Below are 16,434 nucleotides of genomic sequence, written 5' to 3'. Positions count from 1 at the left end.
CCTCCAGGAAATCCGCCGTCGACGCACCCGTCGCCGTCAGAGACGCGATCAACGTATCGACCGCCGGACGCTGCTCGACCAACGTATTACCGGTGACCGACAAGTTGTCCAGAGCCTCCACCAACTGCGGACCCGCATCGGCGTAGGTCTGCGAGAAATCGGCCAACCCACGCAGATCTTCCTGAATGTTCGGCAACTCGGTGTTGAGCCCGCGGAAGATGTTCTCGAGCCGATCGATCGTCAACCCCAGTTCCGCACCCCGACCGGACAGACCCTGCGACAACGCACCGAGCGTGTTCGACAGATCCTGCGGCGGAATCGCTTCGAGCAACGGCAGCAGATTGTCCAGCAACTGCCCGACCTCGATGGCGTTGCCGCTGGTGTCCTGCCGCAGCACCGAGCCATCGGTGATCGGCGACGCAGGCGCATCCTCCGGAACCATCAACGCGACATAGCGCTCACCGAACAACGTCTTCGGCAACAGCCGAGCTGTCGCGTTCGACGGAATCAACGGCGCCTTGTCCGGCTCGATCGCCAACTTCGCGGTGACCACACCGTCAACCGACGACGCCGACCGCACCTCGCCCACGATCAAACCGCGGACCTTCACATCGGCATTCGACGGCAACGCATTACCCACCGAATCGGTGAGCAGGTCGACCATCACGACATCTTTGAACGTCTTGTTGTACGAGGTGACCGACCACCCGACGAAGAGGACGACGGTCACGACCAACGACAGCCCGAGCAGGCGACGCCGTAGCGGCGATGTGGACGTGATCACGAAGCAACGCGTCGCAGCAGCGCCAAAACATGTTTGCGCGCAGCGACGGCGCCGAACGAGGGGGAATCGATCATGGCTCGGATATTAATGTAACTGTCGGTAACAGCCACATCCCGCGGGTGACGAGTGCGTCACACCTGATCGAACCCGCTGAACCGAAGCACCAACTGCTGTACGGCAAGCGCAGTGAACAGTACGCTCCACCCTCATATGTGGATTGGATGGATCGAATTCGATTTCCTGCTCGGCGACGTTCGTTCGCTGAAGCAGAAGCGCTCGGTAGTGCGACCCATCGTGGCGGAGCTGCACCGCAAATTCGCGATCTCGGCTGCCGAGGTGGATCACCTGGATCTGCATCGTCGAGCAGCCATAGGTGCCTCCCTCGTCGCGTCCGACGGTGCACACGCGTCCGAGGTTCTCGACAGACTGGAGAGTTTCGGCGCCGCTCGCCCGGAGGTCGAGCTCGTCGGTGTTCGGCGGCGCGTCATCAGGAGCGATGACGTCTGACCTGAAGGCAAGCTGGTCGATCCGGTCGTTCTGCAGTTAAACAACCGCTTGGTTGTTACGATCGCATGTGCCACCAGCCGCGTCTGTGGACGCCGGGACCGAACGCGAGGAACGCAATGCCAGAGGCCTATGTCATCGATGCCGTTCGGACCCCCGTCGGCAAACGCGGGGGGTCGCTGTCGACAGTCCATCCAGCAGACCTCGGCGCTCACGTTCTGCGCTCGCTACTCGACCGAACCCCGATCGATCCGGTCGACGTCGACGACGTGATGTTCGGCTGCGTCGATGCGATCGGTCCGCAGGCCGGAAATATCGCCCGCACAGCGTGGCTGGCTGCAGGCTATCCCGAGCAGGTTCCCGGCGTCACGGTCGACCGGCAGTGCGGCTCGAGCCAGCAGGCGATCCATTTCGCCGCCCAGGCCATCATGAGCGGCACCTCCGATCTCGTGGTCGCGGGAGGGGTGCAGAACATGTCGAGAATTCCCATCGCTGCAGCGATGGCGGCTGGGCGGCAGTACGGTTTCGACACCCCGTTCGTTGGATCGGCCGGGTGGGAACACCGCTACGGCAAGCAAGAAGTCTCCCAGTTCCGCGGCGCTGAACTGATTGCCGAGAAGTGGGATATCGGTAGGAACGAAATGGAAGTGTTCGCGCTGTCGAGCCACACTCGCGCACGAAACGCGATCGCGACAGGCCGCTTCGACAGGGAAATCGTGGCCGTCGACGGCCATACCGTCGACGAGGGCCCGCGGCAGACCACACTCGAAAAGATGGCGGCGCTACCCACTCTCGTCGAGGGCGGACGGCTCACGGCTGCTCTTGCCAGTCAGATTTCGGACGGAGCGAGCGCAACCCTGTTGGCTTCCGAGGCAGCCGTGCGTGAGCACCGCCTGACCCCCCGGGCCCGCGTCCATCATCTGAGCGCACGTGGCAGTGACCCGATCTTCATGCTGAGCGCTCCCATCCCGGCCACGAAACACGCGTTGAAACGCACCGGATTGTCTATCGACGACATGGACGTCATCGAGATCAATGAGGCGTTCGCACCGGTCGTTCTGGCGTGGATGAAAGAGGTCGGGGCCGATCCGTCGAGGGTGAACGTCAACGGCGGCGCGGTCGCTTTGGGGCACCCGCTCGGAGCCACCGGGGCCAAACTGTTCGCCACCATGCTGTGCGAACTCGAACGAACGCGGGGCCGCTACGGTTTGCAGACGATCTGCGAGGGCGGCGGCACCGCGAATGTCACCATCATCGAACGGTTGAGCTAGGCCACCGGCGTCGCGCACACCAACCGGTTTGCGCGTCCCAGGGCATCGACGGCGTCCTCGATGATGCGGTCGATCAGTTCGGCGCATGTGGGTAGGTCGGCCAACATTCCCACCACCTGCCCGGACGCCAATACTCCTGCCCGCGAGTCACCGTCCACGAGGCCCGATTTGAGCAACATGGGGGTGTTCGCCGCCATCAGGACCTGCGCCCAGGAAAGCTCCTTGCCGCGGCGCATCGCAAGTCCATCGCGCACCATTGTCGACCACGACATACCCGTCATGTTCTTGAAGCGCGCGGCATTGCGTGCGGCGTGAACGAATCCGACTGCGGAAGAGGACTTTTCCAGTGAGTCGACGAGTTCGGTGCGCAGCACCCGGTGCGGCATCCCGTCCACCCTCGTCGAGACGACGGTTCCGTCGAGGCCCGCTGCGAGGTATCGCTTCTTCACGGCATCGGGAACGGTCGACTCCTGGGTCAACAAGAATCTTGTTCCCATTGCGACTCCCGCCGCGCCGTACGCCAATGCGGCAGCGAGGCCGCGACCGTCGAAGAACCCGCCTGCGGCGACGACCGGGATGTCGACGGCATCGAGTACCGACGGCAGTAGCAGTGTCGTGGCGACAGGGCCGGTGTGGCCGCCGCCTTCGCCGCCCTGCACGATCACTGCGTCCGCACCCCAGCCTGCGACCTTCTTCGCGTGTTTCGCGGCTCCGATCGACGGGATGACTACGACGCCTGCGTTCTTGAGCGTCGCTATGAGTTCCGGCTTCGGTGCCAGCGCGAACGACGCAACCATGACGCGCTCGCGAATCAGAAGCGCGACCCGTTCTGCGGCGTCTCCTGCGTCGGCGCGGATGTTGACTCCGAAGGGGCGGTCGGTTGTTGCCTTCGTCTTCGCAACGGCGGATTCGAGCTGGTCATAGGTCATGGTCGCCGAGGCGAGGATGCCGAGCCCACCTGCGTTCGATGTTGCGGCGACCAATCTGGGCCCGGCGACCCATCCCATCCCGGTCTGCACCACTGGATGCTGCACGCCGACCAACTCGGTGAAGGGTGTCGTCAGGTGGTTCACGTCGACGGCACCTCCTTTTCACGTGCTCCGGATGGATCGATCCGAGTTCGAATGAGCGTGAGCTCGTGCTCGGTCGGTATTCGGGTCTCGCGAACGTCGGAGATGTCGAGTTCGAATCCGGTGGATTCGCAGACCTGGTCGACGTCTATTCCCGGGTGAACGGAGACGAGCCGCATGGATCGACTCGGTCCGCCGAAGTCCAGAACCGCGAGATCGGTTACCACACGGTGGATGTCGAGGAATCTGAAGGCGGGGTTGTCGCCGACTCTGTCGTAGCCGACGCCGGACACCATGTCGACCGACTCGACGAACACGCGGGTGGAGTGTCGAGGCACCCAGTAGCTCGTGCGGTGGTTGATCGTGTTGCCGGGACCGCCTCGCACACCGAACATCTGGCGTGTGGGTTTCGCGTGATCACCGAGGCAGGAGATGTTCTGGTTTCCGAAACGGTCGAGCTGGTTGGCACCCATGACGACGTGCCTGCGCCCGGACGCGACGACGTCGAAAACCGCACGGTAGGGAATCCATCCCTCGATCGGCGCGGTGGCTCTCAGGGCCGGCGTCTCGCGAAGGAGGTAGGCCTCGCCGTCGGACAGCAGCAGATCCGGTTCGGTGGTCGAGCGTGCGAGCCGGGCGCCGATGCTGGGCATCAGGCCCATGGGGCTGGCGAGGATTTCGCCTGCACCGTCGAAGAGATCGGCGCACGCGGCTGCGCAGATGTCGGCTCGGGTCGCGGTGACCGTGGCAGTCATCTGGTTACCTTTCCGTCGTAGGCGTGAAGATAGTTGTCGTAGAAGGGCGCCCAGTCCGACTCGCTTCGCGCGGCTGCAACGTACGCCTTCTGATATTCCTCGTCGCGGCCGTAGTCGGGTACACACGAGGTGAAGTGCGCTCCCCCGGGGGCTTCGATCACTGCGTCGACCATCATGCGGTTGGTCAGCATTGCCTGCGGCGGCGCGGCCGAGACGAGTTCGGCGGTATCGACGATTCGCTCGCAGGTGAGGTACCGGCGTTGCGCGGCAGCGAGATACAGGTCGTCGAAGTAAGGATCGGGTCCGAGGTAGACGCCGTTGCCGCCGCTGTCCGCCAGGTTGAGGTGGACGAAGGCTGCGTCGAGGTTCAGTGCGGGCATCGCCACAAGCTCTTCGAACAGGTCGGTGCCCGACACCGGATAGGGCGACGTGACCGTACGAAGTTCGGGGTAGTAGCTCATGACGTCGGAACCGAGGCCGGCACGTATGGGCATGAACGGCAGCCGCGCGGCGGCGGCACGCAGGCCGGCGTTGAGCATTCCCTCGTCGATCTCTCGCACCTCGATCGATCCACTCGTGCGGGCGCGGGCGAACAGCGGGTCGTACGGGATCGAATCGAGTGAGACGAATCCGTAGACCACCCTGCGTACTTTTTCCGCGGCGCACAGCAGTCCGACATCCGGCCCGCCGTAAGACACGATCGTCAGATCCTTCAGCGACGACCGCAGCAGTGCACGCACAGCGGCCATCGGTTTACGGCGCGATCCCCATCCCCCGATCCCGATGGTCATGCCGTCGACCAGTTCCCCCACCACGGCGTCCAAGGTGGTCGATTTGTTCCGTCGCACCGGTGCAGTCAAGACGAACTCATTTCTCGTCGGTCGATCGAAAGTTGTGCTTCAGCGATTCCCGACGCGCCTCGTCCGCAGCGCCGGACAGGTTGAGCTCGAACGTGAATCCCTGCTCGTATCGGTAACTGCTGTGCACGGGCTGAAGGTCGATGCCGTTGATCGCTTCCTTCGCAGCACGAATGACGCGCGTGTCCTTGGCCGCGATGTCGCGCGCCACACGAAATGCTGCTTCGTCCAATTCGTCGCGGGGAACCACGTCGTACACGGATCCGAAATGTTGCAGCGTTCGTGCGTCGATATGACGCGCCGTGTAATACAGCGTTCGCATCAAATGCTGGGGTACGAGCCGAGAGAGGTGGGTCGCGGCGCCCAGCGCTCCCCGATCGACTTCGGGCACACCGAAGGTCGCATCGTCCGATGCGACAACGACATCGGCGTTGCCCACCAAACCGATTCCACCTCCGAGACAGAAGCCCTGGACCGCAGCGATCACGGGAACCTCGCAGTCGTAGACCGCGGAGAACGCGGCAGCACACCCCTTGTTGGCACCGATCAGATGCTCGTAACCGGAGAAATTTTCGATCTCTTTGATGTCGACGCCTGCGCAGAATCCGCGATTCTCCGCACGAAGCACGACAACTCGGGCGGCCGGGTTCTTTCCTACTTCGGTCAACGTCGTCGCAAGCTCGAACCAGCCCGCGACGGGTAGAGCATTGACCGGCGGGAAGTTCATCGTGACCGTGACGATTCCCGGTTCCGGCTCGAATGTGGTGACTGTCAAGATCGAATCCTCACTTTTGTCGTCCAAAGCAAGCATGTGCTTGGTAAGTTAACACAGCGAGGCGAACCTGCTGGGGAAGTTCGGCGAATCGTCGGAAAGTGAGGTCACACGGTGCACATCGAAGACAGCGTGCGCGTCGCGCTGGTCACGGGCGGCGTTCGCGGCGTGGGCGCAGGTATATCCCGATCACTGCTCGCTGCGGGGTACGTCGTGGTCGCGTGCGCCAGGCGTGAACCGGACACGCCGGTCGAGGCCGATGGCAGGACTGCCCTGTTCCATTCCTGCGACGTTCGCCGTGACGAACAGGTCGCCGACATGATAGCGAGCATCGTCGATCGACACGGCAGTCTAGACGTCGTCGTCAACAACGCGGGCGGGGCTCCTTACTCGTTGGCATCGGATGCCGGAACGGACTTCCATCGCAAGGTGGTCGAGCTCAACCTCCTCGCCCCGCTGATGGTCTCGAAGGAAGCCAACAACGTTATGCAGCAACAGGAGTCCGGTGGCTCGATCGTGATGGTGAGCAGCGTCAGCGCACGTCGGCCCTCCCCCGGGACAGCCGCGTACGGCGCCGCCAAAGCAGGTCTGGACAGCCTCACCGGTTCTCTCGCCGTCGAATGGGCACCGAAGGTGCGGGTCAACGGCTTGACCGTGGGCATGGTGTCCACCGAACTGAGCGAAGTGCACTACGGAGATGCCGACGGCGTGGCGGCCGTCGCCAGGACCGTTCCACTTGGGCGCCTCGCATCGCCGGACGATGTGGGTGCCTGCGCGGTATTCCTCGCATCCCCCTCTGCGTCTTATGTCAGCGGCGCGATGATTGCCGTCCACGGCGGCGGCGAACGTCCTGCATTCCTGGACGCCGCCGGTTCGAACAACGAAAGGGTTCCCTCGTGACAGGGTTGTGCACAGACCGAACGGTAGTGGTGACGGGCGCCGGTCGAGGGATCGGCCGCGCACACGCGTTGGCGTTCGCAGCCGAGGGCGCGAACGTCGTCGTCAATGACGTCGGCGTCTCCATCGACGGTTCGGATGCGTCTACCGGGCCCGCCCAGGATGTCGTGGACGAGATACGAGCAGCAGGCGGACAGGCCGTCGCCAACGGCGACGATGTGGCCGATTGGGAAGGGGCGGAGCGTCTCGTCGCCGCGGCGACGGAGACATTCGGGTCACTGCACGTGCTCGTCAACAACGCAGGCTTCCTCCGCGACCGGATGCTTGCCAATCTGGGCGAGGACGAGTGGGACGCCGTCATCAGGGTGCATCTCAAAGGCCATTTCGCGCCGCTGCGTCACGCTGTGGCGTACTGGCGAGCCGAGCACAAGGCGGGGCGAACCGTCGACGCGCGCATCGTCAACACGAGTTCGGGCGCGGGCTTGCAAGGAAGCGTGGGACAGGGCAACTATTCCGCAGCCAAGGCAGGCATCGCGGGTCTGACGCTCGTTGCCGCAAGCGAATTCGCGGCATACGGCGTGACGGTCAATGCCATCGCACCCGCCGCCCGGACGCGTATGACCGAGAGCGCGTTCGCTGCCGACATGGCCGCTCCGGAAAACGGTTTCGACGCGATGGCTCCCGAGAACGTCTCGCCCCTCGTGGTGTGGCTCGGCAGCACCGAGTCGAGCGATGTCACCGGACGGGTGTTCGAGGTGGAGGGCGGCATCATTCGGGTGGCAGAAGGGTGGCGGCACGGGCCGTGCGTCGACAACGGCGCGCGGTGGGCGCCGGCAAAAGTCGGCGCTGCGGTGCGCACTCTGCTCGCCGACGCCGAAACACCGGTTCCCGTCTACGGCGCGCGTTGAGCGTTCACGCGCGTCGACTCGACACCGACACCACTTCTCCGGTCAGGTACGTCGAGTAGTCGCTCGCCAAGAACGCGATGGTTGTGGCGATCTCCCACGGTTCGGCTGCTCGGCCGAACGCTTCGTCCGAGGCGAGCCGGTCGAGCAGCTCCTCCGAGGTCACCTTGGCCAGGAAGGCGTGATGGGCGATGCTCGGCGCGACGGCGTTGATACGCACCCCGTATTGCGCTGCCTCGACGGCGCTGCACCGTGTCAACGCCATCACGCCGGCTTTGGCAGCGGCGTAGTGGGCCTGTCCGTGCTGAGCACGCCACCCGAGAACGCTCGCATTGTTGACGATCACACCCCCGTGGTCGACTCCACGAAAGTAGTCGAGTCCGGCGCGGGTGCAGCGGAATGTTCCGCCCAGCGTTACGTCCAAGACTCTGGACCACTGGTCGTCGGTCATGTCGACCACCGGAGTTTCGCCGCCGAGACCGGCATTGTTGACGAGTACGTCCATGCGTCCGAGGGCGGCCACAGCTCCCGCAATCAGATCGTCGACCTGTCGTGATTCGGTGACGTCGCAGGTCAGCGCTTCGACCTTTCCCAGACCCAACGATGCGAGTTCGGACCGTGTCGCCTCGAGGCGACGATCGTGTACGTCGGAGATCACCACGTCGGCGCCCTCCATCAGCGCGCGACGGGCAGTGGCACTCCCGATTCCGGTGCCTGCCGCTGCGGTCACCACCACGACGCGGCCCTCGAGCAACCCGTGCCCGGGGGTTTCCGGGGGTGCCACCGACAAGGGTCCGTGCGCCGGGGTGTGTCCTGCATTCGATGCCGTCACGGCCGTGCCTCTCGAGGTAGTCCGAGCACGCGCTCGGAGATGATGTTCCGTTGTATCTCGTTGGACCCGCCATAGATCGTGTCCGCCCGGGTGAACAGGTACAACCGTTGCCACTCGTCCAGTTCCCCGTCGGTGGCCGACATGGACGGAGCCCCGACGACCTCCATGGCCAACTCCCCCAACCCGCGATGCCAATTGGCCCACAACAGCTTCGACACGGAGTCTTCGCCGTTCGAGCCCGTCCCGCCCAGAGTGGACAGCGCGTATGCGCGCATGGCTTTCAGACCGATCCACGCCCGCGTGAGGCGATCCCGGATCAATGGGTCGTCGATGCTGCCGTTGCGACGAGCCACTGCGACGATGCCGTCCAGTTCCCGTGCGAACCCCACTTGTTGGCCGAGCGTCGAGACCCCTCTTTCGAAGCCGAGGGTTTTCATCGCGATCGTCCATCCCCGTCCCGGCTCTCCGACGACGAAGTCCCTCGGTGTCCTGGCCCCGTCGAAAAACACTTCGTTGAACTCGGACGTGCCGGTCAGTTGGGTGATCGGCCGCACGGTGACGCCGTCCTGCTTCATCGGAACCAGCAGATAGGACAACCCGGCGTGACGCGACGACCCCTTCTCCGTTCGGGCGACGACGAAGGCCCAGTCGGCGAGATGCGCCAGCGAAGTCCACACCTTCTGTCCGTCGACGACCCATTCTTCGCCGTCCAGTTCCGCCGACGTCGAGACGGCGGCGAGGTCGGATCCCGCTCCCGGTTCCGAATACCCCTGGCACCACAGTTCGTCGACGCCGGCGATGGGCGGGAGAAAGCGTGTCCGCTGGGCGTCCGTACCGAAAGCGATCAGTGTCGGACCGAGCAGTTCCTCACCGATGTGGCCCACCCGTGCCGGCGCACCGGCACGCGCGTACTCCTCGTGGAAGACCACCTGGTGCATCACGGGTAGTTCACGGCCGCCGTGCTCGACGGGCCAGCCGAGGCATGTCCAACCCGACGCGGCGAGGTGCCGGTCCCACGCCAGCCTCTCGGGAAACGCTTCGTGCTCACGCCCCGGTCCACCGAGCCCGACGAGTCCCGCGTAGGGCCCGGCGAGGTTATCGCTCAGCCACTCTCGCAGCTCGCGCCGGAAGCTGTCGACCGTTTCGGCTTCGGATTTCTCGACTCTTCCCTCTGTGCGACCCATTCGGGTACGTTAACAAACCAAGCCCTTGCTCAGCTAGGAGTTGACCGTGATCGACGACGCGAACACGACACCGAAGGCGCTGGCGCGAGCCTCGCGGACATTCGGTGACGCTCCCGCCCTCGTCGACGGCCCGGTTCGTCTGAGCTTCCGGGATCTGCACACCCAGGTCATCGAGGTTGCCAGGGCCTTCGTGACGTTCGGCGTGCAGGTGGGTGACCGGATCGCGATCTGGGCGCCCAACAGTCGGCACTGGGTGGTCGCGGCACTCGCCGTCCACAACTGCGGCGCACAGTTGATTCCGATCAACACCCGATACACCGCCACCGAAGCCGTCGACATCCTCGCTCGCACCGACGCACGTGTTCTCGTCGTACCCGAGCGGTTTCTCGGGGTGAGCCGGGCCGAAGAATTGGACCGCAGCGCGCTTCCCGGCCTCCGCGCCATCGTGGCGTTTCCGATAGGCGCCGAGCCTGCATCGCCGACTAGCGGGGCCGTTCGCTGGGCTGATCTTCCGTCCATCGCCATGAACACGCTCGAATCTATCGTGCGAGAACGTGCCGACGCAGTCGACGCCGACACCGTCTGCGACGTGCTGTTCACCTCGGGAACCACCGGCCGAAGCAAGGGCGCCATGAGTGCGCACCGGCAGTCGATGTCAGTGGCCCGTGCTTGGGCGGGGTGCGTGGGCTTGACCGAGGGCGACAGGTACCTCGTGGTCAATCCGTTCTTCCACAGTTTCGGCTACAAGGCGGGGATTCTCGCGGCACTTTCGGTCGGCGCGACCATCTATCCGATGGCCGTGTTCGATGCGGAAGCCGCAATGCGCGCCGTCGACGAACACGGCATCACCGTTCTCCCCGGCGCACCGACCATCTTCTCGACGATCCTCGGCCACCCGGCCCGTGATCGGTTCGACCTGTCCTCGTTGCGGCTCGCGGTCACCGGCGCCGCCGTCGTCCCCGTGTCTTTGATCGAACGCATGCGCCACGAGCTCACCATCGACACCGTTCTCACCGCATACGGTCTCACCGAAGCCGTCGTCGCCACGATGTGCAGGCCGGGCGATGACGCTCTGACCGTGGCCACCACATCAGGTTGTGCGGCAGCAGGTTTCGAGGTTCGGATCGGCGCACGCGACGAGGTGCTGCTGCGCGGTCCCAATGTGATGCTCGGGTATCTCGACGACCCGGAAGCGACGCGGGCAGCTGTCGACGAGGACGGCTGGTTGCACACCGGTGACGTCGGCGCTCTCGACGAGCGCGGCTACCTCACCATCACCGACCGATTGAAGGACATGTACATCTCGGGCGGATTCAACGTCTACCCCGCCGAGATCGAGCAGACCGTTCTCCGCTTCGACGGGGTCGCCGATGCCGCGGTGGTGGGTAGACCGGATTCGCGACTCGGCGAGGTGGGCGTCGCCGTCGTGGTCCCCTCGCAGGGCGCACAGCTCGACATCGATGCGCTCCTGGCTTTCTGTCGCGGGCAATTGGCTGGGTTCAAGGTGCCCAGAAGTGTGGTGGTACGACGAGAACTGCCCCGAAACGCGGGCGGGAAAGTCTTGAAACGCGTTCTCCGGGAGGAGCTCCGATGACACACGATTCAGAAGAAGATGTTGTCCTGTACGAGGTACGCGGTTCTGCGGCGATCGTGACGATGAATCGCCCCGAATACCGCAACGCACAGAACTCGGTGATGACGTATGCATTGGACACGGCGTTCACCCGCGCCGTGGACGACGATGCCGTCAAGGTCATTCTTCTCGCGGGAAACGGTAAGCACTTCTCTGCAGGTCACGACATCGGCACCCCTGGGCGCGATGTCGACGTCCACTACGAGAATCGCGCTGCCCTGTGGTGGGACCACGTGGGCCGGACAGGTGGCGATCATCGATTCGCTCGCGAGATGGAGGTGTACCTCGGAATGTGCCGTCGGTGGCGTGACATTCCCAAACCCACTGTCGCGGTCGTCCAGGGTGCGTGCATCGCGGGTGGACTGATGTTGTCCTGGGTGTGCGACATGATCGTCGCCAGCGACGACGCATTCTTCTCCGATCCTGTTGTCCGGATGGGCATTCCCGGTGTCGAGTACTTCGCGCATCCGTGGATGCTCGGATCACGGCGCGCAAAGGAAGTTCTGTTCACGGGTCGCCGATTCACCGCCGCGGAAGCTTTCGACTGGGGAATGATCAACCGGGTGGTTCCCCGCGCAGAGTTGCAGGCCGAGGCCATGGCCTTGGCAGAACAGATATCGACCATGCCGAGCTTCGGTCTTGCTCTGACGAAGAAGGCTGTCAATCAGTGCGAGGATCAGATGGGTATGCGATCGGGAATGGATTCGGTCTTCGGTCTGCATCATTTCGCGCACTCGCACAACGCGGAAGTCGACGCCGACTCGTTGTCGGGTATGGACGCGCGGTCGATGCGCGATTCGGCGGCATCCTCCGCCGGCGGTACGAACGGAATCGACGCGTCGTGAACCTCGATCTCGACGCCGACACCGTAGCTTTCCGTGACGAAGCTCGTGACTTTCTCCGTTCGAACGTGCCCCGGGTTCGACTGCCGTCGTTCGACACAGTCGAGGGCTTCGAGGCGCACCGCGAGTGGGAACGGTTGCTCGCACGACACCGCTGGTCAGCCGTGTCGTGGCCCGAACAACTCGGTGGTCGTGACGCTTCGATGCTCGAGTGGGTTCTGTTCGAGGAGGAGTACTACGCAGCGGGTGCGCCCGCCCGGGTGAGCCAGAACGGTATCTTCCTGCTCGCTCCCACGTTGTTTGCGCACGGAACCGATGAGCAGTTGGCGAGAGTACTGCCGAGGATGGCCCGCGCCGACGACATCTGGGCGCAGGCGTGGTCCGAGCCGGAGGCGGGGAGCGATCTGGCGGCCATCCGTTCGTCGGCCAGGCCCACGGACGGTGGGTGGCTACTCAGCGGGCAGAAAACGTGGAGCTCGCGAGCGGCTTTCGCGGATCGGGCATTCGGCCTGTTCAGGTCCGATTCCCCGGCTGAGCGGCACCGCGGCTTGACGTACTTCATGTTCCCTTTGACAGCGGCCGGCGTGACGGTGCGCCCCATCGCTCAGCTGGACGGTGAACCCGGGTTCGCGGAGATCTTTCTCGACGATGTCTTCGTGCCCCATGACGACGTCATCGGGCCGGTGGACGATGGTTGGCGAGTCGCGATGAGTACGTCCAGCAACGAACGCGGAATGTCGCTACGCAGCCCGGGCCGCTTCGTGACGGCGGCAGAGCAGCTCGTGTCCCTGTTCGAACAGCGGTGCGATCCGTCCGACACTGCTTTGGCCGACCGTGTGGTCGACGCGTGGATCGATGCCCAGGCGTACCGCCTGCACACGTTCGGAACGGTGACCAGGTTGGCTGAAGGTGGCAATCTGGGCGCCGAGTCGTCCGTCACCAAGGTCTTTTGGTCCGAACTGGACGTGGCACTGCACGAGACAGCGTTGGACATTCTGGGTGCCGACGGCGAGATCGCAGGACCCTGGACCGAGTGATACCTCTTCTCCTTGTCCGGGCCTATTTACGCCGGCACCAACGAAATTCAGCGCAACGTCATCGCGGAACGATTGCTCGGACTGCCGAAGGGGGACCGATGAGATTCGCACTCGATGCCGCGAGAGAAGACTTCGCGTCGAGCATCGATGCCATGTTGTCCGCAGCAGATGTTCCCGGTATTCATCGAGCCCGGGTATCGGGTGACTCTCAGCCGTTGCGCGGGATGTGGAAGTCGCTGGCGCAGCTGGGCGTGACCGGCCTCATGGTGGACGCCGAATTCGGGGGCGTCGGTGCGGACGCTCTCGACATGGTCGTCGCAGTGGAACGTCTCGGTCGATGGGCCGTTCCCGGTCCCGTCGTCGAATCGATCGTGGCCGCGCCGGTCCTGCTGCAGTCCTTGCCCGACGATCAATGCAACGACCGGCTGACGGCTCTCGCTGCCGGTGACGCAGTTACCTCCATTGCTCTGGAGCCGGACATGCCTCGGGCCCTCGATGCCGACGTGGCCGATTTCGTTCTGCTCGTGCGCAGCGGCGCCGTGCACGTGGCGACCGTGGACAATGTCTCGCTCTCCTTCGACCCGTCACGTGCGCTGTCGACGCTGAAGCCCGGTCAGCAGATCGGCTCGGGTGTCGACCACTCCGCGGCCGTCGAGTCCGCTCGGCTGTGGGGCGCGCTCGGTTGCGCAGCTCAAACAATAGGTGCGGGAACGGCATTGCTCGACGCCTCTGCGGACCATGCCAAATCGCGACGCCAGTTCGGTCGGGCGATCGGCAGCTATCAGGCGGTGAAACACCGGTTGGCCGACGTGTTGATCGGTCTCGAGCTCGCTCGTCCGCTGCTCTACAACGCGGCACTGTCGGTGACGGCGAACTCCCCCACTGCCGCGCGGGACGTGTCTGCAGCCAAGGTCGCGTGCGGCGCGGCGGCGTACAGATCCAGCCGAGCTGCTCTGCAGATACACGGCGCGATCGGATATACGTCCGAGTTCGATCTGTCGATGTGGATTACCAAAGTGCGGGCCCTGCAATCAGCCTGGGGCACGGCGGCGCATCACCGACGTCGAGTGCTGGAGGCGTTGTGAGAATTCTGGACGACGATCGGCAGTTGCTCGCAGACTCGCTGCGAGCGTTGCTTTCTTCACGGTCCGGACCCGCAGCTGTCCGTTCCGCCATTGCGTCGCCCAACGGTTACGACGCATCGCTGTGGGCGATCTTGTGCGATCAGATCGGAGTGGGCGGCATCTCGATTCCCGACGAATACGGCGGAGCAGGCGGCGGCACGGTCGAGGCGGTCGTGGTCGCAGAAGAGTTGGGCCGAGTGCTGGCGCCGTCTCCTGCGTTGGGGTCGGGCTTGGCCGCGGCGCTTCTCCTTGCGACCGACGACGAGAACGCGAAGGGGTCGTTGCTACCGGCGATAGCGTCCGGCCGGACCATCGTGGCCGTTTGCGTCGCGAATGCCCGAGCAATCTGGGATGCCGAAACGGCGGTCGAGGCGCGAGACGATCGAGGCTGGCTGCTTACGGGAACGGCACATCACGTGCTCGACGCTGCAGTTGCAGAGGTGTTCGTTGTTCTCGCACGGACTCCCGACGGCCTCGGCTGGTTTCTGGTTTCGGCGTCGACGGGCGTAACCTGCACCGGCGGTTCGGCGATGGACCCCACCCGAGCTCTTCACCGGGTTCGGTTCGACGACGCCCCTGCACGCAGAATCGACGTCGTCGACCCGAGGGCGGCACTGACGAGCACAATCGACACCGGGATGATCCTCCTCGCCGGCGAGCAGGCCGGTGCTGCGGCCAGGTGCCTGGAACTCACCGTCGCGTACACGAAGTCCAGGGTGCAGTTCGGGCGACCCATCGGCAGTTTCCAAGCTTTGAAACATCGTATGGCCGATCTGTTGGTCCTCGTGCGCACTGCCCGCGCGCTCGCGTACGCGGCAGCGAACTCCGATGAGCGAAACAGGCACACGGACGCAACCGTTGCCCGCATTCACTGTTCGGAGGCGTTCGAAACCGTTGCCGCCGAATGTGTTCAATTGCACGGCGGTATCGCGATCACCTGGGAACACGACATGCAGCTGTATTTCAAACGAGCGCATTCGAGCGCACACCTTTTTGGCACGCCGCGGCAGCTCGTCCGCAGCCTCGACGAGGCAGCGGGCGTTGCGAGTCACGGTGCGGTGTCCCCAACCTAACGCTCGGGTAGAGAAAGTGGATAATGCGAATATGGCTGCATCACCCAGAGCGCCCCGCACCGCGACACCAGGAGCCGGCGCGACAAAAAGGGCCGGCGCGAAGACCCCCAGCAGGCGTGGGACCCCGAAAACAGGCGACCAGAGCAACCAGACGGGCCAAGGATCCGAACGTCGACAGGCCTTGATCGAGATCGCCGCGGAACTGTTCGCCGAGCGTGGCTTTCGATCGACCACTGTGCGCGAGATCGGTGATGCAGCAGGCGTCCTGTCGGGCAGTCTCTATCACCATTTCGACTCGAAAGAAACGATCATCGAGGAGATCCTGTCGAGCTACCTCGACAATCTCATGGCAACCTACACGGACATCATCGATCGACGATCGGACCCTGTGACGACACTGCGCGAACTGATCGCGTCCGCGTTCGTGTCGCTCGAAGATCATCGCGCCGCCATCACGGTGATACAGAACGAGCGCAACTACCTGTCGCAGTTCCCGCGGTTCGCGTACCTCACCAAGGCCGAGGCCGACGTCCGCAGCATCTGGGTGAAAGTCATCGACGACGGCATCGCCCAGGGAGTGTTCCGTGACGACCTCGACCCGGTCATCGTGTACCGGTTTCTCCGCGATTCGGTGTGGGTCGCAGTCCGCTGGTTCACCCCGTCGGGCGCGTTGACCGCCGAGCAGCTGGCCGATCAATATCTACGACTCGTGATGCAGGGGCTGCAGGCTCCGGGGTAGCGCGACAAAGCGGGATTACGTGGCCGAGGCCGGGGTATCGCTGTGGACGACGAAAGGAAGACACCGATGCCCGATCAGTTCACCAAGTCCGATCCCACCACCGTGTTCGCCAATCCCGAGCGTGCCGACCAGCCTGAGATCGAGCACCCGGGGTC

General features: G+C 64.2%; 17 protein-coding genes. 10 read left to right on the top strand and 7 right to left on the bottom strand.

What is annotated here, in order from left to right; all coding sequences use genetic code 11:
• Positions 1 to 784 (bottom strand): MCE family protein (locus tag WBQ44_RS06030; protein WP_495565817.1); only part of this gene is annotated, 784 nt, incomplete at its 3' end.
• Between the two features lie 210 nt (positions 785 to 994).
• Between WBQ44_RS06030 and WBQ44_RS06025 the strand changes: the two genes are divergently transcribed.
• Both WBQ44_RS06025 and WBQ44_RS06020 read left to right on the top strand, forming a co-directional pair.
• A complete protein-coding gene (locus WBQ44_RS06025) occupies positions 995 to 1,291 on the top strand; it encodes a DUF503 domain-containing protein (protein WP_495565819.1) in 297 nt (98 codons plus the stop codon).
• 116 nt (positions 1,292 to 1,407) lie between these two features.
• Entirely contained in the window at positions 1,408 to 2,559 is a 1,152-nt protein-coding gene (locus WBQ44_RS06020; protein ID WP_495565816.1) for an acetyl-CoA C-acetyltransferase, read from the top strand.
• Here WBQ44_RS06020 and WBQ44_RS06015 read toward each other — a convergent pair.
• The 4 genes from WBQ44_RS06015 to WBQ44_RS06000 are packed head-to-tail and all read right to left on the bottom strand — an operon-like array spanning position 2,556 to position 6,016.
• Positions 2,556 to 3,632: an NAD(P)H-dependent flavin oxidoreductase gene (locus WBQ44_RS06015; protein WP_495565815.1), complete on the bottom strand. Its 1,077-nt coding sequence runs from the start codon at positions 3,630 to 3,632 to the stop codon at positions 2,556 to 2,558. The genes WBQ44_RS06020 and WBQ44_RS06015 overlap by 4 nt on opposite strands.
• The gene (locus tag WBQ44_RS06010; protein WP_495565814.1) at positions 3,629 to 4,384 is read right to left on the bottom strand and encodes a CoA-transferase subunit beta; all 756 of its coding nucleotides are present in this window, start codon (positions 4,382 to 4,384) and stop codon (positions 3,629 to 3,631) included. The genes WBQ44_RS06015 and WBQ44_RS06010 overlap by 4 nt, the downstream gene beginning before the upstream one ends.
• Positions 4,381 to 5,244, bottom strand: coding sequence for a CoA transferase subunit A (locus WBQ44_RS06005; RefSeq protein WP_495565813.1), 864 nt, complete (start codon positions 5,242 to 5,244; stop codon positions 4,381 to 4,383). Before WBQ44_RS06005 ends, WBQ44_RS06010 begins: the two co-directional genes overlap by 4 nt.
• 7 nt (positions 5,245 to 5,251) lie before the next feature.
• The gene (locus tag WBQ44_RS06000) at positions 5,252 to 6,016 is read right to left on the bottom strand and encodes an enoyl-CoA hydratase family protein (protein WP_495565812.1); all 765 of its coding nucleotides are present in this window, start codon (positions 6,014 to 6,016) and stop codon (positions 5,252 to 5,254) included.
• A 111-nt stretch (positions 6,017 to 6,127) separates the two neighbouring features.
• On the opposite strand from WBQ44_RS06000, the gene WBQ44_RS05995 reads away from it, so the two are divergent.
• Both WBQ44_RS05995 and WBQ44_RS05990 read left to right on the top strand, forming a co-directional pair.
• Positions 6,128 to 6,913, top strand: a complete 786-nt coding sequence (locus WBQ44_RS05995; protein ID WP_495565811.1) for an SDR family oxidoreductase — start codon at positions 6,128 to 6,130, stop codon at positions 6,911 to 6,913.
• A complete protein-coding gene (locus tag WBQ44_RS05990) occupies positions 6,910 to 7,818 on the top strand; it encodes an SDR family oxidoreductase (protein WP_495565810.1) in 909 nt (302 codons plus the stop codon). The genes WBQ44_RS05995 and WBQ44_RS05990 overlap by 4 nt, the downstream gene beginning before the upstream one ends.
• 4 nt (positions 7,819 to 7,822) lie before the next feature.
• Here WBQ44_RS05990 and WBQ44_RS05985 read toward each other — a convergent pair whose 3' ends face one another.
• Positions 7,823 to 8,605 (bottom strand): SDR family oxidoreductase, encoded by a 783-nt coding sequence (locus tag WBQ44_RS05985; RefSeq protein ID WP_495565818.1) that lies wholly within the window; start codon positions 8,603 to 8,605, stop codon positions 7,823 to 7,825.
• Positions 8,606 to 8,643: 38 nt separating this feature from the next.
• On the bottom strand, positions 8,644 to 9,831 hold the full coding sequence (locus tag WBQ44_RS05980; protein WP_495565809.1) for an acyl-CoA dehydrogenase family protein: 1,188 nt from the start codon (positions 9,829 to 9,831) through the stop codon (positions 8,644 to 8,646).
• Between the two features lie 46 nt (positions 9,832 to 9,877).
• On the opposite strand from WBQ44_RS05980, the gene WBQ44_RS05975 reads away from it, so the two are divergent.
• The 6 genes from WBQ44_RS05975 to WBQ44_RS05950 all read left to right on the top strand — a co-directional run bounded on the left by WBQ44_RS05975 (position 9,878) and on the right by WBQ44_RS05950 (position 16,279).
• The gene (locus WBQ44_RS05975; RefSeq protein ID WP_495565808.1) at positions 9,878 to 11,425 is read left to right on the top strand and encodes a FadD3 family acyl-CoA ligase; all 1,548 of its coding nucleotides are present in this window, start codon (positions 9,878 to 9,880) and stop codon (positions 11,423 to 11,425) included.
• A complete protein-coding gene (locus WBQ44_RS05970; RefSeq protein ID WP_495565807.1) occupies positions 11,422 to 12,309 on the top strand; it encodes an enoyl-CoA hydratase in 888 nt (295 codons plus the stop codon). The genes WBQ44_RS05975 and WBQ44_RS05970 overlap by 4 nt, the downstream gene beginning before the upstream one ends.
• Positions 12,306 to 13,343: an acyl-CoA dehydrogenase family protein gene (locus tag WBQ44_RS05965; RefSeq protein ID WP_495565806.1), complete on the top strand. Its 1,038-nt coding sequence runs from the start codon at positions 12,306 to 12,308 to the stop codon at positions 13,341 to 13,343. The genes WBQ44_RS05970 and WBQ44_RS05965 overlap by 4 nt, the downstream gene beginning before the upstream one ends.
• Positions 13,344 to 13,441: 98 nt before the next feature.
• The gene (locus WBQ44_RS05960; RefSeq protein ID WP_495565805.1) at positions 13,442 to 14,428 is read left to right on the top strand and encodes an acyl-CoA dehydrogenase family protein; all 987 of its coding nucleotides are present in this window, start codon (positions 13,442 to 13,444) and stop codon (positions 14,426 to 14,428) included.
• Complete coding sequence (locus tag WBQ44_RS05955) at positions 14,425 to 15,540, top strand: acyl-CoA dehydrogenase family protein (protein WP_495565804.1); 1,116 nt, start codon at positions 14,425 to 14,427, stop codon at positions 15,538 to 15,540. The genes WBQ44_RS05960 and WBQ44_RS05955 overlap by 4 nt, the downstream gene beginning before the upstream one ends.
• Before the next feature lie 31 nt (positions 15,541 to 15,571).
• Positions 15,572 to 16,279, top strand: a complete 708-nt coding sequence (locus WBQ44_RS05950; protein WP_495565803.1) for a TetR/AcrR family transcriptional regulator — start codon at positions 15,572 to 15,574, stop codon at positions 16,277 to 16,279.
• Positions 16,280 to 16,434 lie beyond the last annotated feature (155 nt).

The organism is Rhodococcus sp. (in: high G+C Gram-positive bacteria) (genome assembly GCF_049591685.1).
Classification (GTDB): Bacteria; Actinomycetota; Actinomycetes; order Mycobacteriales; family Mycobacteriaceae; genus Rhodococcoides.
Note: the sequence above shows the minus strand (reverse complement) of the source record. Positions and strands in the feature narration are given on the sequence as shown.